The organism is Nocardiopsis listeri NBRC 13360, from assembly GCF_001570765.1.
Taxonomy (GTDB): Bacteria; Actinomycetota; Actinomycetes; order Streptosporangiales; family Streptosporangiaceae; genus Nocardiopsis; species Nocardiopsis listeri.
Genome location: NZ_BCSH01000054.1, coordinates 18,576 through 44,192, shown reverse-complemented (window position 1 = coordinate 44,192; position 25,617 = coordinate 18,576). Strand labels below are relative to the sequence as shown.

General features: G+C 68.6%; 21 protein-coding genes. 5 read left to right on the top strand and 16 right to left on the bottom strand.

Translation table 11 applies throughout. The features are described 5' to 3' along the window. Window positions 1–144: 144 nt before the first annotated feature. From NLI01S_RS17340 to NLI01S_RS17320, 5 genes are all read right to left on the bottom strand, one after another. Window positions 145–2,313 (bottom strand): S9 family peptidase, encoded by a 2,169-nt coding sequence (locus NLI01S_RS17340; RefSeq protein WP_067605851.1) that lies wholly within the window; start codon window positions 2,311–2,313, stop codon window positions 145–147. A 170-nt stretch (window positions 2,314–2,483) separates the two neighbouring features. Further along, window positions 2,484–3,482 carry an amino acid ABC transporter permease gene (locus NLI01S_RS17335; RefSeq protein WP_067605849.1) on the bottom strand — a complete coding sequence of 333 codons (999 nt, stop codon included), beginning with the start codon at window positions 3,480–3,482 and terminating at the stop codon, window positions 2,484–2,486. After that, on the bottom strand, window positions 3,479–4,153 hold the full coding sequence (locus tag NLI01S_RS17330) for an amino acid ABC transporter permease (RefSeq protein ID WP_067605848.1): 675 nt from the start codon (window positions 4,151–4,153) through the stop codon (window positions 3,479–3,481). Before NLI01S_RS17330 ends, NLI01S_RS17335 begins: the two co-directional genes overlap by 4 nt. 76 nt (window positions 4,154–4,229) lie before the next feature. Beyond that, a complete protein-coding gene (locus NLI01S_RS17325; RefSeq protein ID WP_067605846.1) occupies window positions 4,230–5,072 on the bottom strand; it encodes a glutamate ABC transporter substrate-binding protein in 843 nt (280 codons plus the stop codon). A 56-nt stretch (window positions 5,073–5,128) separates the two neighbouring features. Next, window positions 5,129–5,872, bottom strand: coding sequence for an amino acid ABC transporter ATP-binding protein (locus NLI01S_RS17320; protein WP_157091065.1), 744 nt, complete (start codon window positions 5,870–5,872; stop codon window positions 5,129–5,131). A 357-nt stretch (window positions 5,873–6,229) separates the two neighbouring features. Between NLI01S_RS17320 and miaB the strand changes: the two genes are divergently transcribed. Next, window positions 6,230–7,696: a tRNA (N6-isopentenyl adenosine(37)-C2)-methylthiotransferase MiaB gene (gene miaB, locus NLI01S_RS17315; RefSeq protein WP_223809282.1), complete on the top strand. Its 1,467-nt coding sequence runs from the start codon at window positions 6,230–6,232 to the stop codon at window positions 7,694–7,696. Between the two features lie 18 nt (window positions 7,697–7,714). Here miaB and NLI01S_RS17310 read toward each other — a convergent pair whose 3' ends face one another. Together NLI01S_RS17310 and NLI01S_RS17305 are read right to left on the bottom strand one after the other, a co-directional pair. Then, the gene (locus NLI01S_RS17310; protein WP_067605843.1) at window positions 7,715–8,962 is read right to left on the bottom strand and encodes a cytochrome P450 family protein; all 1,248 of its coding nucleotides are present in this window, start codon (window positions 8,960–8,962) and stop codon (window positions 7,715–7,717) included. Window positions 8,963–8,981: 19 nt separating this feature from the next. Beyond that, window positions 8,982–9,725, bottom strand: a complete 744-nt coding sequence (locus tag NLI01S_RS17305) for a TetR/AcrR family transcriptional regulator (RefSeq protein WP_067605841.1) — start codon at window positions 9,723–9,725, stop codon at window positions 8,982–8,984. A gap of 135 nt (window positions 9,726–9,860) precedes the next feature. Between NLI01S_RS17305 and NLI01S_RS17300 the strand changes: the two genes are divergently transcribed. Next, a complete protein-coding gene (locus NLI01S_RS17300) occupies window positions 9,861–10,547 on the top strand; it encodes a class III extradiol dioxygenase subunit B-like domain-containing protein (protein ID WP_067605839.1) in 687 nt (228 codons plus the stop codon). Here the strand turns inward: NLI01S_RS17300 and miaA are convergent, their stop codons facing one another. Further along, window positions 10,548–11,555, bottom strand: a complete 1,008-nt coding sequence (miaA, locus tag NLI01S_RS17295) for a tRNA (adenosine(37)-N6)-dimethylallyltransferase MiaA (RefSeq protein ID WP_067605837.1) — start codon at window positions 11,553–11,555, stop codon at window positions 10,548–10,550. 92 nt (window positions 11,556–11,647) lie between these two features. Between miaA and dapF the strand changes: the two genes are divergently transcribed. Then, window positions 11,648–12,463 (top strand): diaminopimelate epimerase, encoded by an 816-nt coding sequence (gene dapF / locus NLI01S_RS17290; RefSeq protein ID WP_067605836.1) that lies wholly within the window; start codon window positions 11,648–11,650, stop codon window positions 12,461–12,463. 17 nt (window positions 12,464–12,480) lie between these two features. On the opposite strand, the gene NLI01S_RS17285 is transcribed toward dapF, so the two are convergent. From NLI01S_RS17285 to aceB, 8 genes are all read right to left on the bottom strand, one after another. Beyond that, window positions 12,481–13,119 carry an ATP-binding cassette domain-containing protein gene (locus NLI01S_RS17285; RefSeq protein WP_067605834.1) on the bottom strand — a complete coding sequence of 213 codons (639 nt, stop codon included), beginning with the start codon at window positions 13,117–13,119 and terminating at the stop codon, window positions 12,481–12,483. Window positions 13,120–13,142: 23 nt separating this feature from the next. Beyond that, window positions 13,143–15,221: a hypothetical protein gene (locus NLI01S_RS17280; protein WP_067605832.1), complete on the bottom strand. Its 2,079-nt coding sequence runs from the start codon at window positions 15,219–15,221 to the stop codon at window positions 13,143–13,145. Window positions 15,222–15,282: 61 nt separating this feature from the next. Further along, complete coding sequence (locus tag NLI01S_RS17275) at window positions 15,283–15,576, bottom strand: lactococcin 972 family bacteriocin (protein WP_067605831.1); 294 nt, start codon at window positions 15,574–15,576, stop codon at window positions 15,283–15,285. A 23-nt stretch (window positions 15,577–15,599) separates the two neighbouring features. Further along, a complete protein-coding gene (locus NLI01S_RS25370) occupies window positions 15,600–15,893 on the bottom strand; it encodes a lactococcin 972 family bacteriocin (RefSeq protein ID WP_084392676.1) in 294 nt (97 codons plus the stop codon). A 515-nt stretch (window positions 15,894–16,408) separates the two neighbouring features. Beyond that, window positions 16,409–17,722, bottom strand: coding sequence for a (Fe-S)-binding protein (locus NLI01S_RS17270; protein ID WP_157091064.1), 1,314 nt, complete (start codon window positions 17,720–17,722; stop codon window positions 16,409–16,411). A 30-nt stretch (window positions 17,723–17,752) separates the two neighbouring features. Next, entirely contained in the window at window positions 17,753–18,934 is a 1,182-nt protein-coding gene (locus tag NLI01S_RS17265; RefSeq protein WP_067605827.1) for an FAD-binding oxidoreductase, read from the bottom strand. 31 nt (window positions 18,935–18,965) lie between these two features. Continuing rightward, window positions 18,966–20,456 carry an FAD-linked oxidase C-terminal domain-containing protein gene (locus NLI01S_RS17260; protein ID WP_067605824.1) on the bottom strand — a complete coding sequence of 497 codons (1,491 nt, stop codon included), beginning with the start codon at window positions 20,454–20,456 and terminating at the stop codon, window positions 18,966–18,968. Between the two features lie 132 nt (window positions 20,457–20,588). Continuing rightward, window positions 20,589–22,193, bottom strand: a complete 1,605-nt coding sequence (aceB, locus tag NLI01S_RS17255; RefSeq protein WP_067605822.1) for a malate synthase A — start codon at window positions 22,191–22,193, stop codon at window positions 20,589–20,591. Between the two features lie 315 nt (window positions 22,194–22,508). Here aceB and hflX point away from each other — a divergent pair, with 315 nt between their 5' ends. Together hflX and NLI01S_RS17245 are read left to right on the top strand one after the other, a co-directional pair. Then, window positions 22,509–23,957 (top strand): GTPase HflX, encoded by a 1,449-nt coding sequence (gene hflX / locus NLI01S_RS17250; protein WP_067605818.1) that lies wholly within the window; start codon window positions 22,509–22,511, stop codon window positions 23,955–23,957. A 448-nt stretch (window positions 23,958–24,405) separates the two neighbouring features. Then, on the top strand, window positions 24,406–25,614 hold the full coding sequence (locus NLI01S_RS17245; RefSeq protein WP_067605814.1) for an amidohydrolase family protein: 1,209 nt from the start codon (window positions 24,406–24,408) through the stop codon (window positions 25,612–25,614). Window positions 25,615–25,617: the final 3 nt, after the last annotated feature.

Below are 25,617 nucleotides of genomic sequence, written 5' to 3'. Positions count from 1 at the left end.
GCCCACACACCCGAGAAGCAGTCCACTCTCCCCACCCAGATCACTCTCGGCGACCACAACGCCTGTAGGCCGGCTCCCGACCCGAGGGAGGTGATCAGGGGCGATCAGCTCGATCTCCGACCGCCGGTCCCCTTCACCGGCTTCTCATTCGTCCTTGGTGACGGGCTCTCCGGTTCTCGCGGTGACACCCGCGGCCGGGGTGACGTCCGGGAGCTGTTCGGCCACCGGGATGTCGTCCTCGGACACCTCGTGCGGATCGGTGCCCGCGCCGGAGCTCTCGGTCCCGGCTTCGGCGGAGACCGGTTCCAGGGCTGGGTCCGGGATCGGTTCGGGTCGGGGCTCGGGTGGGGTGGTGCTCAGCTCGAGGGCCGGCACGTCGGGTTCGGGTTCGAACCCGAACACCTTCCCGTAGAAGGCCAGCTCGGCCTCCAAGGAACGCACGCGGGCCTCCTCGGTGTGGAAGCCGTGCGACTCGCCCTCGAACTCCAGCAGGGCGTACGGAACACCGCGCTCGCCCAGGGCCGAGGCCATGGAGAAGGCCTGGTCCGGGGTGACCACCGGGTCGTCCATGCCCTGGAGCAGCAGCACCGGTACGTCGATCTCGGCGATCCGGTTGATGGGGGAACGTTCCTTGTAGGTCTCGATGAAGCCGGGGAGCGGGCCGAGCAGGGTGTCGAGGAAACGCGACTCGAAGTCGTGGGTGGTCTCGGCGAGGCCGAGCAGGTCGGCGACACCGAAGTAGGACACCCCGCAGGCGAAGGTGTCACCGGTGAGCGCCAACAGCGCGGTGAAACCCCCGGCGCTGCCGCCGCGGATCGCGAGGCGCTCGGGGTCGGCGACACCACGGTCGACGAGGGCACGGGCGACCGCGGCGCAGTCCTCCACGTCCACCACGCCCCATTCCTTGTGCAGACGCTTGCGGTAGGAGCGCCCGTAGCCGGTGGAACCTCCGTAGTCCACGTCCACCACACCGATGCCGCGGCTGGTGAAGTAGGCCTTGTTCAGGTCCAGTTCCCGGCGGGAGTGGCCGACGGGCCCGCCGTGCGCCCACACCACGTACGGTGCGGGCTCGCTTCCATCGTGGTCCGGGTGGGTCGGCGGGTACACGTTGGCGTACACAGTGGCCCCGTAGCGGCCGGGAAGGCGTTCCCGGGTGGGGGCGGGAAGGTAGGCGGCGTCCGGGGCCCGTTCCAGGGATCGGCGCAGGACCTCCACGCTGCGGCGGGCCGGGTCCAGGCGCACCACGCAGGGCGCGCAGTCGGGGGAGGCGGCCACCGCGACGACGTTGAGCCCATCTGAGTCGACCTGGGACCAGGAGGTGAGATCGGTGGGGACGTCCTCCAGGTCCAGGGTGTCGGGGTCGTAGAGGGCGGGGCGCAGCGCGGTGTCGCCGTGCAGCGTCACCACCTTGCCGTTCTCCAGCGCGCAGAAGGAACGGTTGCCCAGGCGCCCCGGCGCCTCGTGGAACTCCTCCTCGGCCGGGTAGAGCGCGATCGCCTGGCCCTTGAGCCCGGCGTGGTAGAGGTTCCAAAAACCCGGCCAGTCCGAGGCCAGGTACATGGAGTCGTCATCGACCCAGGTGGGGGAGAGTACGGACTCGTCGACCCCGCCCTTGAGCGTGTACTCACCGATAAGACCGGTCTCGGTGAGCTCACCCACGCGCAGTTCGGTACCGTCCCAGGGCATCCGAGGGTGGTTCCAGCGCACGTAGGCCAGGTGGCGTCCGTCCGGGGACGGGGCGGGGGAGGCGTAGAAGCGCGCCCCGGTGACCAGTTCGCGGACGGCGGCCGGGTCCGTTGCGCCGCGCCCGGAGAGCGGCACCGACACGATGGAGCGGCTCAGGTCCGCACCGGTGTGGTCCTCGCGCACGCAGAGGATCTGTTTGCCGTCCGGGCTCAGAACCGGGTCGGCGTACCGCAACCCCGCCTTGCGCGTGGGCTCGGGGGTGAGGGGTAGGGGCTCCTTGGCCCCCCGTTCCAGGAGGAACAACCGCTGGGTGTCGTGGTCGGCGAACACCACGCCCACGCGGGGGATGGCCTTGTCGTCACGGCGGGGGACGGGCAGGTAGGAGCGCCCTCCGTACTCGTGCACCCGGGTTCCCACGTTCCAGGGCTCGGGAAGCAGGTCGTGCACGGACCCGTCCGAGTCCCGCCGTACCAGGGTCGTGCGGCCGTTCTCGGCCGGTCGGTACTCCTGCCACCAGACCTCGTCGCCCCGAACAGAGGGGAACGCGGGCAGCAGCGTTCCTCGGGCGACGTCTCCGGCGCTGATAGGCGATGGCCAGCGGCCATGAGGGCTCGACAGTTCAGACATGTCCCGCTCAGGATGGGTCGTGGGTTATGAGATGACATGTCGACCTTAGTGCTCCACGGAGTCGCTGTGCAGCCCCGATCGGTACTCGAAGGGACGAACGGAGGCGGCCCCGCCGATCGCACTCGGGGTGCGTTCGTCGGGGCCGCGCTGTGGGCCGTGGAGCGGACCGGTCAACCCTTGTGGGGTCCGGGCTCCTCCGTCGGCTTCTCGTCGGAACCACGGGCGCCGTTCACCTCGGACGGAGCGCCTCCCGCGGCGGTGGGCGTGGCCGAGGGCTTGCCGCGCCGGGCGTTGCGACGCTCCAACCAGATCGCGACCCTGCTCAGGGTCAGGTTGATCACGATGTAGATGAGGGCGCAGATGATCGCCGCCGGGATGACGTTGCTCTCCCGGGTCGCCAGCAGGGTGAAGCTGCGCAGCAGCTCCGGGAAGGCGATGATGTAGCCGAGCGCGGAGTCCTTCAACAGGACCACGAGCTGGGCCACGATCGCGGGCATCATCGACGTGACGGCCTGAGGGATCAGGATCGTCCACATCGTCTGGGTCCGGCTCATGCCGATGGACTCGGCGGCCTCGCTCTGCCCCTTGGGCACCGCGAGGATGCCCGCCCGGAACACCTCGGCCAGCACCGACCCGTTGTACAGGGTCAGACCGGTGACGACCGCGGCCAGCGCGGTCACCTGGAAGGTGCCGGTGGGAACGTCGAAGACCTGCCAGGCCACGATGGGCAGCGCCATGGTGAAGAAGATCAGCATCAGCAGAGGGATGCCACGGAAGAACTCCACGATGGCCCCGGAGGGCACGCGGATCCACCAGTGCTTCGACAGCCGGCCGATGCCGAAGACCAGACCGAACACGATGGCCAGCACCGAGGCGGTCAGCGCCGCGGTCAGCGTGTTCTGTAGACCGGGGATGACGTATCCGGTCCAGGTGTCGGCGCGCAGGAACGGCGCCCACATGTCGGCGGCCCACTGACCCGCCGGGTTCACCGCCCAGGTCTCCGCGCTGAACAGGCTCGACTCGCGGTCGCTCAGCGTCCGGTTGAACCCCAGGTACAGGATGGAAAGGCCGATCAACGCCAGGAAGACGGTGAGGACCGTGTAGAGGATGTTGCGCTTCCGGGCCCGGGGGCCGGGAACGTCGAAGAGGACCGAGGTCTGGATGCTCATCGGACCACCGCCACGCGCTTGGCGAGCCAGCCGAAGAAGTAACCCATCGGCAGGGTCAGGATCAGGAACCCGATCGCGAATCCGACGAAGGTCGGCAGGACCGGAGCGATGCCCTGGTCGAACATGAGCTTCATCTCCCGGGACGCCTCTTGGACGCCCAACCCCGCGACGGAGGCGACGGTGGTGTTCTTGGTGAGCGCGATGAGCACACTGCCCAGCGGACCCACGACGGTGCGCAACGCCTGCGGTACGACGATCATGCGCAGGTTCTGGGTGAAGGTCAGGCCCAGGGAACGGGCCGCCTCGACCTGCCCGAGGGGGATGGTGTTGATGCCCGAGCGCAGGGTCTCGGACACGAAGCAGGAGGTGTAGGCGGACAAACCGATCACCGCCCACCAGAACACGTCCATCGCCACGCTGTCGGCCAGGCTCACGCCCAGGGCGCTGTTGAGGCCCAGACCGCAGAACAGCAGCACCAGGGTCAGCGGGGTGCTGCGGATGCCTTCGACGTAGGCGGTGGACAGTCCGCGGAGCAGCGGGACGGGGGAGACCCGCATCGCGGTGAGCAGGATGCCCAGGATGAATGAGAAGAAGGCACTGAGCAGGGTCAGCCTGACGGTCCATGAGAAACCGTCGACGACCCTGTCGATATTGCTGAGAAAGGCTTCCATGGGTCCCAGCCGGTCAAGGCCCGGAAGGTGGGGCCGGTTGTCGGCCCCACCTTCCGAACGAGGTCAGATGACGGTTTTAGGCGCAGGCCTCGAGCTCGGGGACTTCCTCCTCGTAGGCGAAGTCGGTCGTGCCGAAGGCGTCCTCGAGGTACTCGGTGGCCGCGCCCTCCTCCCACATCTTGGTGATGGCCGCGTTGACCTCCTCGCAACGCTCCGTGGAGCCGGCGGGCAGACCGACGCCGTACTTCTCCTCGCCGAACGGGTTGTTGACCATCCGGAACTCGTCCGGGTTCTGGGCGGCGAAGCCCGCGAGGATGGTGTTGTCGGTGGTCACGGCGTCGACGGTGCCGTTGCCGAGCAGCTCCAGGCACTCGGAGTAGTTGCCGGCCTCGCGCAGCTCGGCGTCGATCTCCATGTCGTCGGTGATGTTGTGGGCCGAACGGGAACCGGAGGCGGAGCACAGCACGCGGCCGTCGAGGTCCTCGGGCCCGGTGATGTCGGAGTCGTCGGCCTGGGTCAGGATGTCCTGCTGGGCGACGTAGTAGGGGCCGCCGAAGTCGACGACCTGGCGACGCTCGTCGGTGATGGAGTAGGTCGCGATGATCATGTCCACGGTGCCCTGCTGGAGGAAGGACTCGCGGTTGGCCGAGGCGGCCTCGGTCCACTCGATCTGGTCGGCGGAGTAGCCGAGTTCCTCGGCGATGAAGGTGGCGACGTCGACGTCGAAGCCGACGGGGGAACCACCCTCATCGAGGCCGAGGCCGGGCTGGTCGTACTTGACACCGATGGTGATGGTGTCGCCACCGCCCTCGTCTCCGTCTCCGCCGGAGTCGCCGACCTCGGCGGTACCACAGGCGGTCAGGGCCAGGGCGAGGACGGCGGCGCCGCCCAGAACGGTGTTGATGCGACGGGCTCGCATGTGGGGTACCTCTTCCTTGAGCGTGCGAAGCTGCTGGGACGTCGTCCGGGGGCGGACTAGTGGGTCAGGATCTTGGACAGGAAGTCCTTGGCCCGGTCCGACCGGGGGGACGTGAAGAACTCATCGGGGGTGTTCTCCTCGACGATCTGTCCGTCGGCCATGAACACGACCCGGTTGGCCGCGCGACGGGCGAACCCCATCTCGTGGGTGACCACGACCATGGTCATGCCCTCGTTCGCCAGGTCGGTCATGACGTCGAGGACTTCCTGGACCATTTCGGGGTCCAGGGCCGAGGTCGGCTCGTCGAAGAGGATCACCTTCGGGTTCATCGCCAAGGCTCGGGCGATGGCCACGCGCTGTTGCTGGCCGCCGGAGAGCTGGGCCGGGTACTTGTTCGCCTGGTCGCCGATCTGCACGCGGTCGAGCAGTTCCATGCCGCGCGCCTCGGCGTCCGACTTGGACTGCTTGAGCACCTTCATCGGGCCCAGCGTCACGTTCTGCAGAACGGTCTTGTGCGCGAACAGGTTGAAGGACTGGAAGACCATGCCGACGTCGCTGCGCAGCTTGGCCAGACCACGACCTTCGGCGGGCAGCGGTTGTCCGTCGAGGGAGATGGTGCCGGAGTCGACCGTCTCGAGCCGGTTGATCGTGCGGCACAGCGTCGACTTGCCGGATCCGGACGGACCGATGACGACTACCACCTCGCCGGAGTTCACCGTCAGATCGATGTCGCGGAGCACGTGCAGGTCGCCGAAGTGCTTGTTGACGTTCTCCAGCACGACGAGAGGAGTTGAAGTCATGATCGGAACCTAATGGGTCCAAGTTGCCGTGTCATCACGAAAACGCCGCCTGGTCTCGCCAGTAGCAGACTTGTTACGGCGTGATTCGCGAAACCGTTATGTGAGGACACGCATGAATCCGCCCTCGTCGCAACGAGTGGCGGTTCCGTTCTGTAGCGTCTCATTCGTGACTCCCCGTGATCTCGTCGGGCCCCATCCGTGCGGAGGCCTTCGGGAGATACCCAGGTCAGGGTCGGAGTTCCCACCGGCCGGCCGATACCGGCCACCCACCGTGTCCGCGCTCGCTTCCGGCTCCGGGACGGCGGCCCGTCCAAGAGCGGATAGCCTGGACCGGTGAGCCAGAGTCGTACCTACCAAGTGCGGACCTACGGCTGCCAGATGAACGTCCACGACTCCGAGCGCCTCTCCGGTCTGCTGGAGGACGCTGGGTACGCGCGCGCAGCCGAGGACACCACCGCAGACATCGTCGTCTTCAATACCTGTGCGGTCCGGGAGAACGCGGACAACCGCCTCTACGGCAACCTCGGGCACCTGCGTCCGGTCAAGGACGCCAACCCCGGGATGCAGATCGCCGTGGGTGGTTGCCTCGCCCAGAAGGACCGTGGTGAGATCGTGCGCCGCGCCCCGTGGGTGGACGTGGTGTTCGGAACGCACAACATCGGCTCCCTGCCGACCCTGCTGGAGCGTTCGCGCGTCCAACGGGAGGCGCAGGTCGAGATCGCCGAGTCGTTGGAGCACTTCCCGTCCACGTTGCCCAGCCGCCGCGAGTCCGCGTACGCCGCCTGGGTGTCGATTTCGGTGGGCTGCAACAACACCTGCACCTTCTGTATCGTGCCCGCGCTGCGTGGCAAGGAGAAGGACCGCCGTCCCGGTGACGTGTTGGCCGAGGTGCGCGCGCTGGTCGAGGAAGGCGTCACCGAGGTGACCCTGCTCGGACAGAACGTCAACGCCTACGGCAGCGAGTTCGGCGACCGCCAGGCCTTCTCCAAGCTGCTGCGTGCCTGCGGTGAGATCGAGGGGCTGGAGCGGGTCCGCTTCACCTCCCCGCACCCGCGCGACTTCACCGACGACGTCATCGAGGCCATGGCCCAGACGCACAACGTCATGCCGCAGCTGCACATGCCGTTGCAGTCGGGGTCGAGCAAGGTCCTCAAGGACATGCGTCGCTCCTACCGCCAGGAGCGCTTCCTGGGCATCGTGGAGAAGGTGCGCGCCGTCATGCCGGAGGCCGCCCTGACCACCGACATCATCGTGGGCTTCCCCGGCGAGACCGAGGAGGACTTCGAGGAGACCCTGCACGTGGTCCGCGAGTCCCGGTTCGCGATGGCGTTCACCTTCCAGTACTCCAAGCGCCCAGGGACCCCGGCGGCCACCATGGACGAGCAGGTGCCGCCGGAGGTCGTCAAGGAGCGTTACCAGCGCCTGGTGGCCCTGCAGGACCAGATCTCCTGGGAGGAGAACCAGAAGCTGGTCGGCCGGGAGGTCGAGCTCATGGTCGCCGAGGGCGAGGGCAAGAAGGACGGCGAACACCGCCGCCTGTCCGGCCGCGCCCCCGACAACCGTCTGGTGCACTTCGGCCTGGGCGACGGCGAGGAGCCCCGCCCCGGCGACATGGTCACCGTCGAGATCACCTACGCCGCCCCGCACCACCTGGTCGCGGACTCGGGGATCCGGAAGCTGCGCCGGACCCGCGCGGGCGACGCCTGGGACGCTCGCCAGGGCAGGCCGGTCCAGGTGAGCAAGCCCGAGGTGCTGCTCGGTATGCCGAAGATCGGGGTCCCCGACGAACAGCCGGCCCCCGCTGGCGGCTGCTGCGACGTCTGACCCCGACCTCGGCCGGACCTACAGCCGCACGTACAGGTTCTCCAAGCGGTTGAAGGCGAAGTTGGGCTGTCGGGAGGCGGGCCTGTCCGGATCCAGGGACAGGCCCGGGAAGGCTTCGAACAAGGACCCGAAGGCCACCTGACCCTCCAATCGGGCCAGGGCGGCGCCCAGGCAGTAGTGCATGCCGTGCCCGAACGCCACGTGGGCCTCACCGGGAACGCCCTGGTGGCGGGTGAGATCGAGCCGGTCGGGATCAGGGTGCGCCTTCGGGTCGCGGTTGGCGCCGGCGATCATCGCGATGGCCGCCTCACCACGTCGGACCGTGCCGGTGTTCAGTTCCACGTCCTCGGTCGCGTAACGCATCCTCGTCTGGAACACCGGGCCGCACCAGCGCAGCAGTTCGTGGACGGCCGCGGGCAGCAGCTCCGGGTCGTCCTTGAGCAGCGTCAGCTGGTCGGGGTGGGTGAGCAGGGCGCGAGTGCCGTTTCCGATGAGGTTGGCGGTGGTCTCGTGCCCGGCGATGACGAGTGAGAGGATCATGGTGATCAGCTCGTCCTCGGACATGCGTTCGCCGTTGTCGTCGGTCACCCGGACCAGGTCGTTCAACAGGTCGTCGTGTTCCCGGGCCCGGTGGGCGGCGATGAGCCGTCGTGAGGCGGCGCCGAGTTCCTCCAGGGTCGAGTTGAGTTGTGCGGGATCCCTCAGATCGAACGAGGTAAGGGCGTGGCTCCACACCTGCCAGAGGTCGCGTTCCTCTTCGGGCACTCCCACCAGGTCGCAGATGACCCTGATGGGCAACGGGTAGGCGAAGTGCCGGAGCAGGTCGACCGAGCCGTCCTCGACGTGTCCTGACAGGTCGGACAGGAGTTCGTCGGTGATGGCCTGGACGCCCGGGCGCATCGCCTGGACCCGGCGCACGGTGAAGGTGCGCGAGACCAGTTTGCGCAGGCGCACGTGGTCGATCCCGTCCTTGTCCAGCACGCCCTGGGTGGCGTAGACGATCAGGTCGGGTTCGACCCCCATGTGGCGCAGGAGTTCGGGGCGGGACAGCGCGGTGGTCTCCCCCTCCAGGTTCGCGGTGTCCACGACGAAGCGCCTGTCGCTGAGGATGGTGCGCGAGTCGGTGTCGTCGACGAACAGTCGGGCGGGTGATCCACCGAAGGAGGCGGGGGCCGAACCCCCGGCCTCGCGGAGGCGTTCCAGGATGTGGGGCAGTTCTGCGGCCGCCTCGGGTGAGGTCAGGTCGGGAAGCGTCGGAGTGCTCATGTCCCCTCCAAAGGGGAGGTCAGCCTACGGGTGGGAGATACTCCGCCAGGACGTCCCGGGCCGTGTCCAGCAGGGCGTCGAACAGGGGGAGGATCTCGTCTCTGGCCGCGAGCAACGCCTCAGGGCTCGCGGGTGACTCCAGGGCGCGGTGGACGGTGTCGGCGAGGATGTCCGCCCGTGTCGCGAGGTTCGGAAGCGGATAGGACTGCAGTTCCAGGAGCGGTGGTGTGGCGAGCGCTCCCAGCACGGTCGAGACGAACACGTAGTTCTGCTGTTCGGAGGTGCGCTCCGCACGGAGCAGACCGTGGCTCCGCAGCAGCTCGGTGTAGGTGAGCATCACCCGGGCCCGGCCCCTGATCAGGTCGCCGCGTTCCTCGCCGACGGCGGTGATCATCGAACCGAGGGTGGTGTTGTCACTGGTGAGCAGTGCTTTGAGGATCGGCCACCGCTCCTGGGCGAGGTGGATCTCACGGGCGATCGAACTCGGCAGGATCGCCGCGGGATCCGCCCGGAAACGTTCGATCAGGTGGGTGCCGACCTCGATCTGCGTGCGCACCAGCACCGTGCTGAACAGCGTTTCCTTGGTGGGGAAGTGCAGGTACACGGTGCCCTTGCCGACGTCGGCCCGGCGCGCCACGTCCTCCATCGTGATCTTGGTGTATCCCCAGGTGACGAGGAGTTCCCCGGCCACGTCCAGGATGCGTGCCGCGCGTCGGGCGCGTTCGGCCTCCCTGGCCGTCCTGGAGCCGCTTCTCGTCGTCACGGTGGTACCCCGTCGTCTTCGGGTCGATGATCGCTGACTTCCTGACCAGATTTCAAAAACGGTCACGAAGTCAACGATAGGTCGGCCCGACGCCCCGCACAAGGGGTGTCGATGATTCGGCGATAGCCTCCTCGTGTGTTGATCGCCGCCGCCGTGTGTCCCCATCCGCCAGTACTGTTCCCCGAGGTCGCCCAGGGTTCCTCCACCGAACTCGACCCGTTGCGCGCCGCCTGTGACCGTGCCGTGGCCGAGCTCGTCCGCTGTGGGGCCGACCGGCTGTACGTGGTGGGACGTGGCCCCATCGACCGGGAGTACGGAGCGGACACCGGTGGGGACCTACGTGCCTACGGCGTGGACGTACGCGTGGGGCCGGCTCCAGGGGTACTGAACCTGGCGGCGACCACGGGGCGATGGTTGGCCGAACGCGGTGGCCGTACCCCGGACGGCTACCTGGAACTACCCGACGACCTCACCCCGGAGCGGGCCGCCGAACGGGGCGCGGCCCTGGCCGACTCCGCCGCGAGGGTGGTCCTGCTGGTGATGGGGGACGGTAGCGCGCGCCGCACGAAGAGTTCACCCGGATACGTGGACGAGCGAGCGATCCCCTACGACGACGCCGTCGCCGAAGCCCTGGCCGAGGCCGACACGGCTCATCTGGCCGGGCTGGACCCCGACACCGCCCGCGCGCTCATGGTCGCGGGCCGCCCCGCCTGGCAGGCCCTGGCGGGCGCGGCGGGGGAACGGCCCTTCAACGGAGAAGTGCTGGCCTACGAGGCCCCCTACGGCGTGGGCTACCACGTCGCCCTGTGGAACCGAGCCTGATCAGGCGTCCTGGTCGCGGCCCTGCGGGAAGGGGACCATGGTGGCCACGTCCACCAGGGCCTCGCCCGGTTCCTCGTCGCGTCCGGTCAGGGCAGCCTCGACCAGGGCCATCGCCCGCTCCGTCAGGGCGGGGGAATCGTAGGGCAGCCAGCGCACGCGCGGGTCCCGGCGGAACCAGGACTCCTGCCTGCGGGCGAACCGACGGGTGGCCTGGGCGGTGCTCTCCTTGGCCTCCAGCGCGGTGATCTCCCCGTCCAGCTGGGCCAACGCCTGGGCGTACCCCAGGGCCTTGGCGGCGGTGCGGCCCTCGCGCAGCCCCTGCTTGTCCAGCCGGCGGACCTCCTCCAACAGACCCTGGTCCCACATGCGCTCCACGCGCAGGTCGATGCGTTCGTCCAGTTCGGGGCGCGGGGCGGTCAGCCCCAACTGTAGACACGGGTAGAAGGACGTGTGGTCGGGAAGGTTGGCGGTGAACGGCCTGCCGGTGAGTTCGATGACCTCCAGAGCGCGGACGATCCGTCGTCCGTTGCCGGGCAGGATGGTGCGGGCCGCCTCGGGGTCGGACTCGGCCAGACGGGCGTGCAGCAGACCCGGCCCCACGTCGGCCAACTCGGCCTCCAGACGGGCGCGCACCCCAGGGTCGGTGCCGGGGAACTCCATGTGGTCCAGGACCGCTCGGACGTACAGTCCGGAACCGCCCACCAGTACGGGGATGACGTCCCGGTCGGCGCAGTCGTCCACGAGTTCGCGGGCCATGCTCTGGTAGCTGGCCACGTCGGCGGGCTGGTGCACCTCCCACACGTCCAACAGGTGGTGGGGGACACCGCGACGTTCGGCCTCGGAGAGTTTGGCGGTGCCGATGTCCATGCCTTGGTACAGCTGCATGGAGTCGGCGTTGATCACCTCGCCCCGGCGTCCGGTGCTCTCCTCCAACCGCTCCGCCAGGTCGACGGCCAGGTCCGACTTGCCCACAGCGGTCGGGCCCACGACCGCGATCACCTTGATCATTCCTCCAGCGTAACCACGCCGGGCACGGTTCGTGACCATCAACGGAGGATCGACGGTCAGGTCGTGTCCACGAGCGCCCCTAGGATGGCCGCATGCGATTCGCCAAGGGCCACGGAACAGAGAACGACTTCGTGATCCTCCCCGACCCCGATGGGGAGCTTCGACTCACGGAGGAGGACGTCCGGCTGCTGTGCGACCGCAGAGCGGGCATCGGCGCCGATGGCGTCCTTCGGGTGATCCGCACGCGTGAGCTCGGTGAGGCCCTCGCCCCGGCGGCGCGTACCGCCGAACGGCCCGAGTGGTTCATGGACTACCGCAACGCCGACGGCAGCGTCGCCGAGATGTGCGGCAACGGGGTGCGCGTCTTCGCCCGCTACCTGTTGCACACCGGGCTGGTGGACACCGACCGGTTCGAGGTCGGCACGCGTGATGGGGCCAAGGAGGTCACCATCGAGGACGACGGTGAAGTCACCATAGACATGGGCCGGGTGGAGATGCAGGGCACCTCCTCGGCCAAGCTCGCCCGCCAGGTCGTCCACGGTGACCAGATCTCCGTGGGCAACCCGCACCTGGCCTGCGAGGTCGAGATTCCGGTCGCCGACGTCGACCTGAGCCTGCCCCCGGAACTGGACCCCGAAGCCTTCCCCGAGGGCGCCAACGTCGAGGTCTACAACGAGGTCGCTCCCGGGGTGCTGGACATGCGGGTGTTCGAGCGTGGCTCCGGTGAGACCCGCTCCTGCGGCACCGGCATCGTCGCGGCCGCGGCCGCTGCCGCCCCCGAGGGCCGAAGTTCCACCTGGAAGGTGCGTGTCCTGGGCGGCGAGTGCACCGTGCACCTGGACGTTTCGGGCGCCCGCCTCCGGGGCCCCGCCGTCATCATCGCCGAGGGCGAGACCTCCCTGATCTGACGGGGCCGCACACCGGGTCAGCGCGCAGCGAGCTCCTTTTGGGATGCGACGTCGAAGACCGTGTCACAGGCGTCGCGCACGGAGTCGTTGTGCGTGGCGATGACCACCGCGCAGCCTTCACGGCTCATCCTGCGCAGCACGTCCACGACCATTGTCCCGTTGTCGTGGTCCAGAGCGCCGGTGGGCTCGTCCGCCAGGACCAGAGACGGCCTCTTGACCATGAGCCGGCCCAGGGCCACGCGCTGCTGCTCGCCGCCGGACAGGTGGTGGACCTTCTCCTTCTCCCGCCCGGCCAAGCCGACCCTCTCCAGAGCGGTCGCGTGGTCGGGGCGGGTGCCGCGACGGCGGGCCACGTCCAGGTTGGCCTTCACGGTGGCGTTCTCGATCAGCGCGTAGTTCTGGAAGAGGTAGCCCAGGTGGTCGCGGCGGAACCGGCGCTGTTTCCCCGGGCCCAACCGGGTGACGTCGGTGCCCTTGAACAGGATCCGCCCGCCGGTCGGCTTCTCCAGCAGGCCCATGCAGTTGAGCAGGGTGGTCTTGCCCGATCCGCTGGCGCCGACCAAGGCGAGCATGCGGCCGGGTTCGACGGCCAGATCCAAGTCGTCCCACAGGACGCGGCGACCGAAGGACTTGCTGAGGTTCTTCAGGGTGATCACGGTGTTCCTCGGTTCTTCGGTGGTCAGGCCTGGGAGGCGCCTTCGCGGACGATCTTTCGGTGGAAGAGGGCCAGCGCGGCGATGGTGATCACCATGCTCACCAACACGATGCCCAGCGCGTAGAACGGCTCGGCCCCGCTGGGTCCCATGCCTCCTGGGCCTCCGTACATGGCGTCGGAAGCCATAGCCAGCTTGCGGAGCGTGTCCCACGTCGCCCAGCCCAGAAAGGCCACGGCGAGGCCGCCCTCTACCAGGAGCAGGCGCCGGTGGGTGGCGGCGAAGGTCCAGCCGCTGATGTGCCGGGCGAAGATCTCCTGGGCCCGGGTACGCACGTGGACGATGCACGCGGCCATGGCGGTGAGCAGCAGCACGGCGCCCGCCCCGAGCAGGTTGAACGTCTCACTGCGCAGGACGTTCAATGAGTAGTGGTGGTCCTTCAGCGCGCTGACGGTGAGGGTCTCCACCATCGAGAGGTACCGTGACGCCTCCGGGCTCTCTTCACGGAAGTCCTCGACCACCGAGGGATCGGGAAAGGCCGTCGAGCGGCCGGTCAGGTAGTTGACGTAGTCGTCGTCGGACAGGATCGCGCCGTTCGGCAGCGCGATGACGACGGGGTCGTGCACCAGGGGCAGGAAGTGCTGGGGATCGCTCATGCCCTTGGCCGCGTAGGTGAACAGTGTCTGGCCGTCGGCCGCCACCAGCGCCTCCACCTCCGGCGCCTGCTCTCCTCGGCCGTTGATCGTGAGCCAGCCGTTGGCCACGTCATCGACAAGCTCGTCGGTGAGCTCCCGGGCGTTATCCGGCACGATGATCCGAACGGTGTCCCCGGAGCCGTGGCGCTCACCGGAGGGGGAAAGCACCTCTTCTTCGGCGAGGTAGGTGTCGTTCACCACGAGGACCGGGCGAACCGTCGAGGAGGTGGTCCACGGCTGCGCCTGGTCGACGGGAAGGAACTCGTCGATGTTGCCGTGGATGGTCAGGACCATGTCACCCGCGGCATCGGCTTCTCGCAGCCACGGCCCCAGGGCCTCGTCCACGGCCTCCGAGTCCGCCCACCCGTAGTTGGCCGAGAGGGAGGGGAAGGACGTGTCGCCGCGGTCCGCCAGGAGTGCCAGCCCGGCGCGCTGGTCACGGACGTCCTGGGCGGCACTGAGGACTCCGCCGAGGATGATCAGGGTCAGTACCAGTACGGGGACCCTGACCAGGTAGACCGCCGCGGTGGTGCTGCCCACGGGGAGGCGTCCCTTGAGCGCCGGCAGGATGCCCGTGGTGTGGACCAGACCCAGGACCGCCGCGTGCACGAGCAGGCAGGGGACCGCCAGTAGGGCCAGGAACACCACGGCCAGCAGGGAGTAGAGGCCGATTTGGTTCCACCCGTTGTATACCCCGAGGAACGCCAGCGTCGCGGCCACCACCGATGGCAGGGCGATCGCGGACAGCAGGAGGATCTTCCTGAGGTCTCCGCCGAGGATGTCGAGGTAGGAGCGTCCCTGGAGGCGCATGACACCGTAGTCGCGGGCGGAGAGAAGGACTCCGGCCCCGGTCGCGGCCGCCGACCCCAGGAGGGCGACCGCCAGGAGGTTGAAAAGGTGCCCGCCGGTGAAGTAGTGCCACATCTGGGTGACCTGGGTGCCGGCCGCCTCATGGAGGCCGTGTTCGGACAGGGCTGCGCGCAGCGCCGCTTCCGCCTCGGTGTCACCGAAGATCAGGTATATGCCATTCGGCCCCACCTCACCGAAGTCCGTGATGGGGTGGGTCGTGACGGTGAGGTCCCGGCCGAATGCGGGGTAGCCGTCCTCCAGCCACTGCTGGTGGCGGGACTCGGAGTTCGCGACGGCGAGGTAGAGGTGGACCACCGAGGACGGTTCGTTGACGTCGGTGATGACGTAGCCGATAGAGGCGTCCTGGTCGTCGGCGACCTGTTGTACCGAGGCAGCCACTTCGTCGTTGTCGTGGGTCCCGTCGCTCTGGGAGATCCACACCAGTTGGGAGTCCTCCAGCACGTAGATCGTGCGCTCGGCCGTCGTGGCCAGGAGGAACGCGATAACCGCGGCGAACACGGCACAGGCCACGTAGGCGAAGGCGAGGGTTCTGTTGGGCACGAATTCGTCCTGTCAGGAACCCGCCGGTGCCGTGGCACCGGCGGGCTTGTTCGTCGGGGGATCAGCAGGTGCGTCGGTAGGCCTGGTTGTTGCCGATGGCGCGATCGGCGGTGGCCCACGCCCAGTATCCCGCGGCGATGTTGGCGGTGCGCACGGTGGTCTTCCCCACCGCGGTGGCGCCGTGACACGCACTGGGGTGGAAGTAGTGCGAGTAACTGGTACCGGCACCCGGAATGCCGGTGACGCCGCGGTTCCAGGTTTCGTTCGGAGGTGCGGCGTGCGCGGCCGAGGCGGCACCGGCGGCGATGCCAAGGGCCAGGGCCGTGGTCACGAGAGCGCGCTTGGTGAGTTTCATGGGGGATTGCTCCTGTTTCGTCATCAGCAGCTGTTGCGCCAGTACGTCTGGTTGTTCGTCCACGACTTCTGGACACTCGCTCGTGCCCAGGAGCCAGCGCTGGTGTTCGGCGAGCGAACGGTGCTGGTCCCCACAGCGGTGGAGCCGTGGCACCTGCTGTTGTGGAGATAGTTCGAGTAGACGCGTTCAGCGACGATGCCGCGGTCCCAGGTTCCACCGCCCACGTTCGAGACGACCGCGGAGGCGGCTCCGGCCGTTCCGACGCTGATGCCCGCAGCAACCAGAACGGTCACAAGGACTTTCTTGCTTCTGTTCATGCTTCCTTCCCGGGGGATTCCTGGTAACGTTTCTCCGTTGTCCGAGGAAGAACTTATGGCAGGTCCGCTTTTCTCTCCAGGTCGATCTCGAATTCGGAATCGGGCTGCGGTTTTCCGGTATTTTTGCAGGTTGTCGCGATGGTGTCCGGTCGTTTTCTCGGTGTGGTGGGGATCCTCTTGTCTCGGGTGGTTCGGATCGCTTGTAGGAGGTGAGTAAGTGCGCACTTCGGGTATTCTTGCTGGTTAGCCGCTTGTGTCTTCCGTCGTGGTCGAATTCGTCCGGTTGCCATGCGCGGCTTCTGGGGAACTCTGGGTGTCCGGATGTGGCCATGGCAGTGGTGCGGGCCATAGGGAAACGGTGTGACCTGCAATTTCATGCTCGCCAGCGATCCCCATGGTGGCGCGTTGTCGCCAGCCGGGTCTGATCAATGGGTAGGGTGTGTTTCCGGCAGGCATGAAAAAAGCGGCGACAGGCGCTCTATGTGCCTTTATCTCCGCTCTCTTTTTGGAAAATCTCACACCTTTCCGAGAGCTTGTTCCACGCTCAGGCCGCGCAGGGACGCGTCGAGCAGGCGGGCGGTGTGGGTCACCGTCACCGGCGTGCCGGCGCGTTCCATCGCCGAGGCGATCTGGAGCGAACAACCCGGGTTGCCCGACACCAGCACCCCGACTCCGGTCGCGGCCACGTCCTGCCCCTTGCGGTCACCGAGTTCGGCGGCGGCCTCGGGCTTGAACAGGTTGTACACCCCCGCCGAACCACAGCAGATCTCCTTGTTGGGCAGGTCGGACACCTCCAACCCGGGGATCTGCGTGAGCAGTTCGCGGGGCTGACTGGTCACGCCCTGGCCGTGGGACAGGTGACAGGCGTCGTGGTAGGCCACGCGCAGCGGTAGCGGGTGGCGCTCGGCGCGCGGTCCCAGCTCCACGAGGAACTCGGTCAGGTCCACCACCTTGGCCGACACCTTCTGGGCGCGCTCCACCCAGGCATCGCTCTCCCCGGCCTCGGCCATGGTGCGGTCGAAGTGCTTCATGCTGGATCCGCACCCGGCGGAGTTCACCACGATTCGTTCCACCTGGCCGGCCTCGAACACCTCCACGAACCGCTTGGCGAACTCCACCGCCTCCCGGAGACGACCCGCGTGGCCCGACAGCGCGCCACAGCACCCCTGGGCACGCGGGATCACCACGTCGCAGCCCTCCATGGCCAGCACCCGTGCGGTCGCCGTGTTCACCTCAGGGAAGAACGCCCCCTGCACACAGCCCACCAACATGCCCACCCGGGCACGCCGGGCGCCGACCGCAGGAACCAGTTCGGGCAGCGGCGGTGGCGGAGAGGACAGCGGCGGCGCGATGCGCTCCATGGTGGCCAGGGTGGGGGAGAGGCGGTCCAGCAACCCGGAGCGTCGCACCAGTGAGGAGACCCCGCCGGACCGGTAGGCGCGCAGCGGTCCGCGCAGGGCCCGCAACCGGGCGCGGTACGGGAAGAGCGAGAACACGGCCGCGCGCAACACCCGTTCGCCTCGGGGCCGTTCGTGTTCGGTCTCCACCCGGTGGCGGGTGTGCTCCAGCAGGGCGTCGTAGGCCACCCCCGACGGGCAGGAGGACACACACGCCAGACAGCCCAGACAGTTGTCGAAGTGGTCCACCGCCGTCTCGGTGAGCACGTCCTCCTCGTGCATCTGCGACATCAGGTGGATGCGCCCGCGCGGGGAGTCCATCTCCTGACCCCACAGCACGTCGGTGGGGCAGGTCGGCAGGCAGAAACCGCAGTGCACGCAGTCGTTCAACAGGTCGCCGAAGAGCCGCTCGGGTCCGGGGCGTTCGGTCACGGGATCCTCCCAGGGGGCGCGGTGGACGATTCAGATCCCGCCCGCGAAGCGGCCGGGCGACAGACGGTGGTCGGGATCGAAGGAGTCCTTGACGGCCCGCATCAGCGACAGCCCCGGCACCTCGCCCCAGGGGTCGACTCCGGCCTCGCGCACGTGCGGTTCGGCGCGCAGAAGCACCGCGGTCCGATCGGGTACGTGGCGGACCGCGGCCAATCGCTTCTCCACGACGTCGGCGGGGGTGCCCGGGGCGAACGCCAGGTACAGGGTCCCCGCGGGCACCGATCCGTACCCTCGGACGTCGGCGTCCAGGTCGCAGGCCAGGCCCGGTAGCTCGGCCGGAGGCGCCAGGACCCGCGCCAGGGTTCCCTCGGTGGGCAGGAGGCCCCAGTCCTCGGGGAGTTCCTCGGCGACCTCCGCCCCGTCCTCGCCCAAGGCCCGGAGGGTCTCCTCGACCCGGGGGACCAGACCCTCGGCGGTCCCCTCCAACACCACGCACAACCGGTCCCGGTCGAGTTCCACCGCGGCGGGTACCACCGTGGTGGCCCGCAGGTCCGCCAAGGCCCGCTCGGTGTCCTCCCGCGACCGCAGAGGCACGCTCACCACCCGAACGGCCGGCGGTAGCGGGTGCAGCCGGAACGCCGCCGAGGCGATCACCCCGAGCGTGCCGTACCCACCGGTGTGCAGCTTGGCAAGGTCGTATCCGGCCACGTTCTTGACCACGCGACCACCGCTGCGCGCCACCACCCCGTCGGCGCGCACCAAGGTCATCCCGATCACCAGGTCCCGCAGCCCTCCGGCGAGCAACCTGCGTGGCCCGCTCACCCCGGTCGCCAGCGCCCCGCCCACGGTTCCACCGACACGCAACGGATCGTAGGAAAGGCGTTGCCCGGCGTCGGCCAGGGTCCGTCGGAGTTCGGCCAGCGGCGTGCCCGCACCGACCTCGACGACCAGGTCACCGGCGTTGTGGTCGATCCAGGACAGCGCGGAGGTGTCCACCATCAGATCCAGGGAGCGGGGCGGTGAACCCCAGTCCAGGGCGGTGCCGCCCCCGCGCGGGGTCACCGTGGCCCCGGTGGCGCGGGCGGCGGCCAGCAGCCGCCCGAGCGCCTCGGTGTCCTTCGGGCGAGCCACACGGTCGGGCACGACCCCGCACACCGCGTCCGCCTCGGTCCCCTTCCACAGGGTGACGCCCTCGACGTCCAGGTCCTTCACGCTGGGTCTTCCCGCCTCTCGCCGTTCGGGGTCAGAACTGCTCGGCCTGACCGGACTCCACCAGGGGGTGTACCCCGGTGCGTACCCCGGGCCGCTCACCGCACAGACGCGGGGTGGGCAACAGCTTGTCCGGGTTGGCGATCCCGGCGGGGTCGAACGCCCGCCGGAACAGGTCGAAGGTGGTCAGGTCGTCGTCGGAGTACATGCGCGGCATCTTGCACGCCTTGTCCACGCCCACCCCGTGTTCGCCGGTGATGGAACCCCCGTGTTCCACGCACAGGTCGAGGATGGCCCCCGACACCTCCTCGGCGCGTTCTCCCGCGCCGGGTTCGGCGTCGTCGAACAGCACCAGCGGGTGCAGGTTGCCGTCACCGGCGTGGAAGACGTTGGCCACCCGGATGCCGCTCTCGGCGGACAACGCGGCGATGCGGCCCAGCACCTCGCCCAGCGCCGTGCGCGGCACCACCCCGTCCTGCACGATGTAGGCCGGGCTGATCCGGCCCACCGCCGCGAAGGCGGACTTGCGGCCCTTCCAGATCAGCGCCCGCTCCACCGCGCCGCTGGCGGTACGGGTCTCGAAGGACCCGCTGGCGGCGCACAGTTCGGTGACCCGCTCCACCTGGGCGTCGACCTCCGAGGTCGGCCCGTCCAGCTCCACCACCAGCACCGCGGCCGCACCCGCCGGGTAGCCGCAGGCCACCGCCGCTTCCGCGGCCTCGATGGCCAGAGCGTCCATCATCTCGATCGCCGAAGGAAGCACCCCGGCGGCGATGATCGCGCCCACGGCCTCGCCGCCGGCGTCCATGGACGTGAACGCGGACAGCAGGGTGACGGTCTTCTGCGGCGAGCGGGTCAGGGAGACGGTGACGCGGGTGGCCACCCCCAGGGTGCCCTCGGAGCCGATGAACGCGCCGATGAGGTCGTAGCCGTGCGCTCCGGTGGCCTTGCCGCCCAGTTCCACGACCTCGCCGGACGGGGTGACGATCTCCAGGCCGCGCACGTGCCCGGAGGTGAACCCGTACTTGAGGCAGTGCGCTCCGCCGGAGTTCTCCGCGACGTTGCCGCCGACCGAACAGACCTGCTGACTGGAGGGGTCGGGTGCGTAGTAGTAGCCGTGGGGCGCGGCGGCGCGGGTGATGTCGAGGTTGGTCACGCCGGGCTCGACCACGGCGCACTCGTTCTCCGGGTCGATCTCTACGACGCGTCGCATGCGCGAGGTGACGAGGAGGACCCCGTCCGCGTGGGGGAGCGCTCCCGCCGACAGGCCGGTGCCGGCGCCGCGGGGCACGTAGGGGACACCGTGTTCGGCGCACAGGGAGACCACGGCGGCGACCTGCGCGGTGGTGGTGGGCAGGGCGACCACGCCCGGGGTGGCGCGGTGGTAGGTGAGGCCGTCGCTCTCGTAGACGCGGCGTCGGGAGAGGTCGGTGAGGACGCCGTCCTCACCGCAGATCTCGCGCAGTCGGGGGACCAGGGCGGTCAGCGCCGCCGGGATGTTCGTCTGGTGTGCGGACGTGGCCATGGGCGTCTCCCCTGGTGCGGTCGGAAGGACTGCGACCTCGCAGGGGGACCGTACGACCGCACCCCTTGCCGAGACAAGGGGTGCGGTGGAAACAATCTTCCGTTTTATGAAATCGCTCTACCCGGCGGGGCCCTACGGCATGCGCTCGTAGGCGGGCAGGGTCAGGAAGTCGACGTACTCGTCGTCCAGGGCGACCTCGGTGAACAGTTCCTTGGCCTGCTCGAACAGGTCATCGTCGTAGCCGGCGCCCAAGGACTCCCGGATGGTGACGAGCTCCTCCTCGATGATCTGCTTGACGAGCTCGGCGGTGACCTTGGGCCCGTCGTCGAGGGTGACGTCGTTGTGCAGCCACTGCCAGATCTGTGAACGGGAGATCTCGGCGGTGGCTGCGTCCTCCATGAGGTTGTGGATGGCCACCGCGCCGTTTCCGCCCATCCAGGCGGCCAGGTACTGCAGCGCGACGTTGATGTTGGCGCGCAGACCGGCCTTGGTGACGCCACCGGGGGTCTGGTCGACGGCGAGCAGGTCGGCCGCGGTCACTTCGACGTCGGGGCGCTGCTTGTCGATCTGGTTGGGCTTGTCTCCCAGGACACCGTCGAAGATCTCGCGGCAGATCGGGACCAGGTCGGGGTGGGCGACCCAGGAGCCGTCGAAGCCGTCGCCGGACTCGCGGGACTTGTCGTCGCGGACCTTGGCGAAGGCGTTCTTGTTGACCTCCTCGTCCTTGCGGGACGGGATGAACGCGGCCATGCCGCCGATCGCGTGGGCGCCGCGCTTGTGGCAGGTCTTGACCAGCAGTTCGGTGTAGGCGCGCATCATCGGGGCGGTCATGGTGACGGCGTTGCGTTCGGGCAGCAGGAACCTGCGGCCGCGGGTGCGGTGGGTCTTGATGATGCTGAACAGGTAGTCCCAGCGACCGGCGTTGAGACCGGCGGAGTGCTCACGCAGCTCGTAGAGGATCTCCTCCATCTCGAACGCGGCCGGGATGGTCTCGATCAGGCAGGTGGCGCGGATGGTGCCGCGCGGAATGCCCAGACGCTCCTGGGCCAGGACGAAGATGTCGTTCCACAGGCGGGCCTCAAGGTGGCTCTGCATCTTCGGGAGGTAGAAGTACGGGCCCTTGCCCTTGGCGATCTGACGCTTGGCGCTGTGGAAGAAGTACAGCGCGAAGTCGACGATGCCGCCGCTGGTGCGCTGACCGTCGACGAGGACGTGCTTCTCGTCCAGGTGCCAGCCACGGGGACGCACGACGATGGTGGCCAGTTCGGAGTCCTCCTTCAGGGCGTAGGTCTTGCCCTGGGGGGAGGTGAAGTCGATCTCGCGGTCCAGGGCGTCGCGCAGGTTGAGCTGCCCCTGGATCATGTTCTCCCACAGCGGGGTGTTGGCGTCTTCGAGGTCGGCCAGCCACACCTTCGCGCCGGAGTTGAGCGCGTTGATGGTCATCTTGCGGTCGGTCGGACCGGTGATCTCCACGCGGCGGTCGGTGATGCCGGGGGCGGCCGGTGCGACCTTCCAGCTGTCGTCCTCACGGATGTGCTTGGTCTCGGGGAGGAAGTCGAGGTCCTCCCCGGCCGCGACCCGCGCCTCGAGGGTCCTGCGCGCGGCCAGGAGGTCCTGGCGGCGGGACTCGAAGGTGCGGTGCAGCTCGGCGACGAGCGCGAGGGCGTCGTCGGTGAGGATCTCGTCGAACCGGTCGTTGAGGGGTCCCGTGATCTCGACCCCGTGCGTGGCGCCCATGGAAAACCTTCCGCAATACGAAATAAGCTTCTGGTATGTGGAAGTGAAACTACTATCTCGATGTCAAGCGGTCAACGTCACTCGCGGGATCGATGGGGGCTGAAGTTTCCGATAGGAGAAGGTTCGTGAATCTTCTTCCGCAAATAAGGAGATTCTTCGGTCTCTTCGCGCTTTCGAAGATTACACGGCGACCAGGCCCTGGTGGCTTGTGTCACACCACCTGCGATAATTAACGTGCCTTCACTCGAGGCGGGATGCCACCATCGAGCCAGGGAAGATTCCCGGAGACACCCGCGTTGACCCAACTGGAGGGATATGAATACTGCTGACTTCCACGGAGACGACCGAACCGGCCACGAGGCCGAGGACGCGTTCCGTGAGGGCTCGCCCGATCAGGGCGAGATGGAACTGGCCGAACGCCACGCGCTACGTCGCGTTCAGGGGCTGTCCACAGAACTCACCGACGTCACCGAGGTCGAGAACCGGGCCCTGCGCTTGGAGCGCGTGGTCCTGATCGGAGTGTGGACCCGGGGAACCCAGGCCGACGCCGACAACTCGCTCGCCGAACTCGCCGCACTCTCCGAGACCGCCGGTGCCCTGGTACTGGAAGGCATCACCCAGCGCCGTTCCAAGCCGGACCCCGCCACCTACATCGGTAAGGGCAAGGCGGCCGAACTCAGCGACATCGTCGAGGCCACCGGTGCCGACACCGTCATCACCGACGGCGAGCTCACCCCCGGCCAGCTGATCCAGCTGGAGGACGTGGTCAAGGTCAAGGTGATCGACCGCACCGCGCTCATCCTGGACATCTTCGCCCAGCACGCGAGCAGCAGCGAGGGCAAGGCCCAGGTCGAACTCGCCCAGCTCAACTACCTGTTGCCACGACTGCGCGGTTGGGGTCACTCCCTGTCCCGTCAGGCCGGCGGCGCCGGTGGTGGCGGCAACGGCGGTGTGGGTCTGCGCGGTCCCGGTGAGACCAAGATCGAGACCGACCGCCGTCGAATCCACGACAGGGTCGCCAAGCTGCGTCGGCAGTTGGTCCACATGCGCACCGCGCGCGACGTCAAGCGCGACGTCCGTCGTGCCCGACAGGTGCCCTCGGTCGCTTTGGCCGGGTACACCAACGCGGGCAAGTCCAGTCTGCTCAACCGGCTCACCGGAGCCGGGGTGCTGGTGGAGAACGCGTTGTTCGCCACCTTGGACCCGACGGTCCGTCAGGCCCGTACGCCCGACGGCCGCGGCTTCACGCTCAGCGACACGGTCGGCTTCGTGCGCCACCTGCCGCACCAGTTGGTGGAGGCCTTCCGCTCCACCCTGGAGGAGGTCGCCGACTCCGACCTGATCCTGCACGTGGTCGACGGTTCGCACCCCGACCCCGAGGCGCAGATCTCCGCCGTGCACGAGGTCCTCGCCGACATCGAGGCCGGTGACGTCCGTGAGCTCATGGTGCTCAACAAGGTCGACGCCGCCGACCCCGACACCGTCAAGGCCCTGCGCACCCGATACCCCGACCTGGTCGAGGTCTCGGCGCGCACCGGCGAAGGCATCCCGGGTCTGGTGACGGCCCTGGCCGATGCGCTTCCCGAGATCGCCGAGGAGGTGCGCGCGCTCGTCCCGTACTCGCGGGGCGACCTCATCGCCCGCGCCCACGACGAAGGGCGCGTGGTCACCGAGGGGCACACCGCGGACGGCACCGAGCTGCACGCGTTCGTGCCCGCGTCGCTCGCGGCCAGGTTCGAGGGGTACGCACTGAGCACCGTTTGACCGCGGGCCGTCCTCCGAAGGATGACACGCTCGGGGCCGGGGAGTCCGCATGGATTCCCCGGCCCCGAGCGCGTTCCGGGTCTCTCGTGTTCTGAGAGATCGGCCGTTTTCCACCCGTGGCACGGGTCATCGCAGCTCAAGCGTGTTTCGAGTGGTCTTCGTCACTCAACGATTCTGCGAACTTCGCTCCGGAACGTTCGCATTCGTCCCTGCGGGGAGGTGTACATGGCGCCGGCGAATGGACTACGGTCTTGGAGCACTGGCCGGCAGTGACCACTGTCCCCCGATGGTGCACCCCCACTGACCCGGTACCGCGCGGTGGCCCCAGGCCGCCCACGGCCCTGTCGGAATCACATCCAGATACGAGGTCGCCATGTCCGTCCGTGCTCTACGCGCCCCCCGTTCGCGTGGCGCGCAACGGACCTGACCGGCGGGGGCGGACCATCTGATGCCGGTAGTACTCCTCACCAACATCGGCCGCCTCTGGACCGGTAACGAGCTGTTGACCAAGGCCGCGGTCCTCATCGACAACGACCGCGTCGCCTGGGTCGGACCCGCCGCCGAGCTGCCGCAGCACATTCCCGGAGTGATGGAGGACCTCACCGACGTCGACGAGATCGTCAACATCGGTGGAGGGCTCCTCACCCCAGGGCTCATCGACGCCCACTGCCACCCCGTGTACGCCGGCGACCGCTACGCCGAGGTCAACATGTGGGCCAAGGGCGCCACCCGCGCCGACATCTTCGCCGCGGGCGGTGGAGTGTCCACCACCGTCACCATCACCCGTGGAACCGACCCCTGGACCCTGTGCAACGCCGTCCGCGAACGGCTCCGGCACTGGGTGCTCTCCGGCTGCACCACCATGGAGGCCAAGACCGGCTACCACCTCACCCGGGACGGCGAACTCGCCGACGTGCGCCTGCTGCGCTCCCTGGAGGAGGAACCGGGCATGCCTCGCCTGCACGTCACGTTCTTCCCCGCGCACGGGGTACCGCCCGAGTTCTTCGGCCGTCCCCAGGAGTACGTGGCCACCGCCGCGTCCTGGCTCGGCGACGCCGCCATGGCGGGCGCCGACGGGGTCGACATCTACTGCGACAACCAGCAGTTCACCACCGAGGACGCCCACATGCTGCTCGGCGTGGGACAGTCCGTGGGGCTGCGCACCACCATGCACGCCTGTTCACGGCCACGCCACGGCGCCGTGCGCATGGCCGCCGAACTCGGCTGTACCTCCGTGGACCTGATGCACGAGGCCGACGACGAGGACATGCTCGCCCTGGCCACCACCCGCACACCGGTGGTCGCCTGCCCCACCACGGCCCTGCACGAACGCCGCACCCCGCCGGTGCGGGCACTGCTCGACCACGGTGTCCCCGTCGGGTTGGGCACCGACCACAACCCCGCCCAGTCCGGCACGACCTCCATGCCCCTGGTCATATCCCTGGCGGTCTCCATGTTCGAGATGACCGTGCAGGAGGCGCTCAACGCCGCCACGGTCGGCGGCGCACGGGCCCTCGGGCTCAACGACCGTGGACTGATCGTCCCGGGCGGTCTCGCCGACCTGGTGCAGTGGGACGCCGACCACGAGGGTGCCTTCGCGTGGTCCATGGGGCTGAAGACCCTGCGCGTGTGGCAGGGCGGTCAGACCATCGGCTGACGG

What these genes read in the sequence shown, in the direction of transcription:
- NLI01S_RS17320 (WP_157091065.1), bottom strand. Translation starts at nt 5,872, where the DNA reads ATGACTTCAACTCCTCTCGTCGTGCTGGAGAACGTCAACAAGCACTTC.
- NLI01S_RS17335 (WP_067605849.1), bottom strand. Translation starts at nt 3,482, where the DNA reads ATGAGCATCCAGACCTCGGTCCTCTTCGACGTTCCCGGCCCCCGGGCC.
- NLI01S_RS17275 (WP_067605831.1), bottom strand. Translation starts at nt 15,576, where the DNA reads ATGAAACTCACCAAGCGCGCTCTCGTGACCACGGCCCTGGCCCTTGGC.
- NLI01S_RS17330 (WP_067605848.1), bottom strand. Translation starts at nt 4,153, where the DNA reads ATGGAAGCCTTTCTCAGCAATATCGACAGGGTCGTCGACGGTTTCTCA.
- dapF (WP_067605836.1), top strand. Translation starts at nt 11,648, where the DNA reads ATGCGATTCGCCAAGGGCCACGGAACAGAGAACGACTTCGTGATCCTC.
- NLI01S_RS25370 (WP_084392676.1), bottom strand. Translation starts at nt 15,893, where the DNA reads ATGAACAGAAGCAAGAAAGTCCTTGTGACCGTTCTGGTTGCTGCGGGC.
- miaA (WP_067605837.1), bottom strand. Translation starts at nt 11,555, where the DNA reads ATGATCAAGGTGATCGCGGTCGTGGGCCCGACCGCTGTGGGCAAGTCG.
- hflX (WP_067605818.1), top strand. Translation starts at nt 22,509, where the DNA reads ATGAATACTGCTGACTTCCACGGAGACGACCGAACCGGCCACGAGGCC.
- NLI01S_RS17325 (WP_067605846.1), bottom strand. Translation starts at nt 5,072, where the DNA reads ATGCGAGCCCGTCGCATCAACACCGTTCTGGGCGGCGCCGCCGTCCTC.
- NLI01S_RS17245 (WP_067605814.1), top strand. Translation starts at nt 24,406, where the DNA reads ATGCCGGTAGTACTCCTCACCAACATCGGCCGCCTCTGGACCGGTAAC.
- NLI01S_RS17310 (WP_067605843.1), bottom strand. Translation starts at nt 8,962, where the DNA reads ATGAGCACTCCGACGCTTCCCGACCTGACCTCACCCGAGGCGGCCGCA.
- NLI01S_RS17260 (WP_067605824.1), bottom strand. Translation starts at nt 20,456, where the DNA reads ATGGCCACGTCCGCACACCAGACGAACATCCCGGCGGCGCTGACCGCC.
- NLI01S_RS17340 (WP_067605851.1), bottom strand. Translation starts at nt 2,313, where the DNA reads ATGTCTGAACTGTCGAGCCCTCATGGCCGCTGGCCATCGCCTATCAGC.
- aceB (WP_067605822.1), bottom strand. Translation starts at nt 22,193, where the DNA reads ATGGGCGCCACGCACGGGGTCGAGATCACGGGACCCCTCAACGACCGG.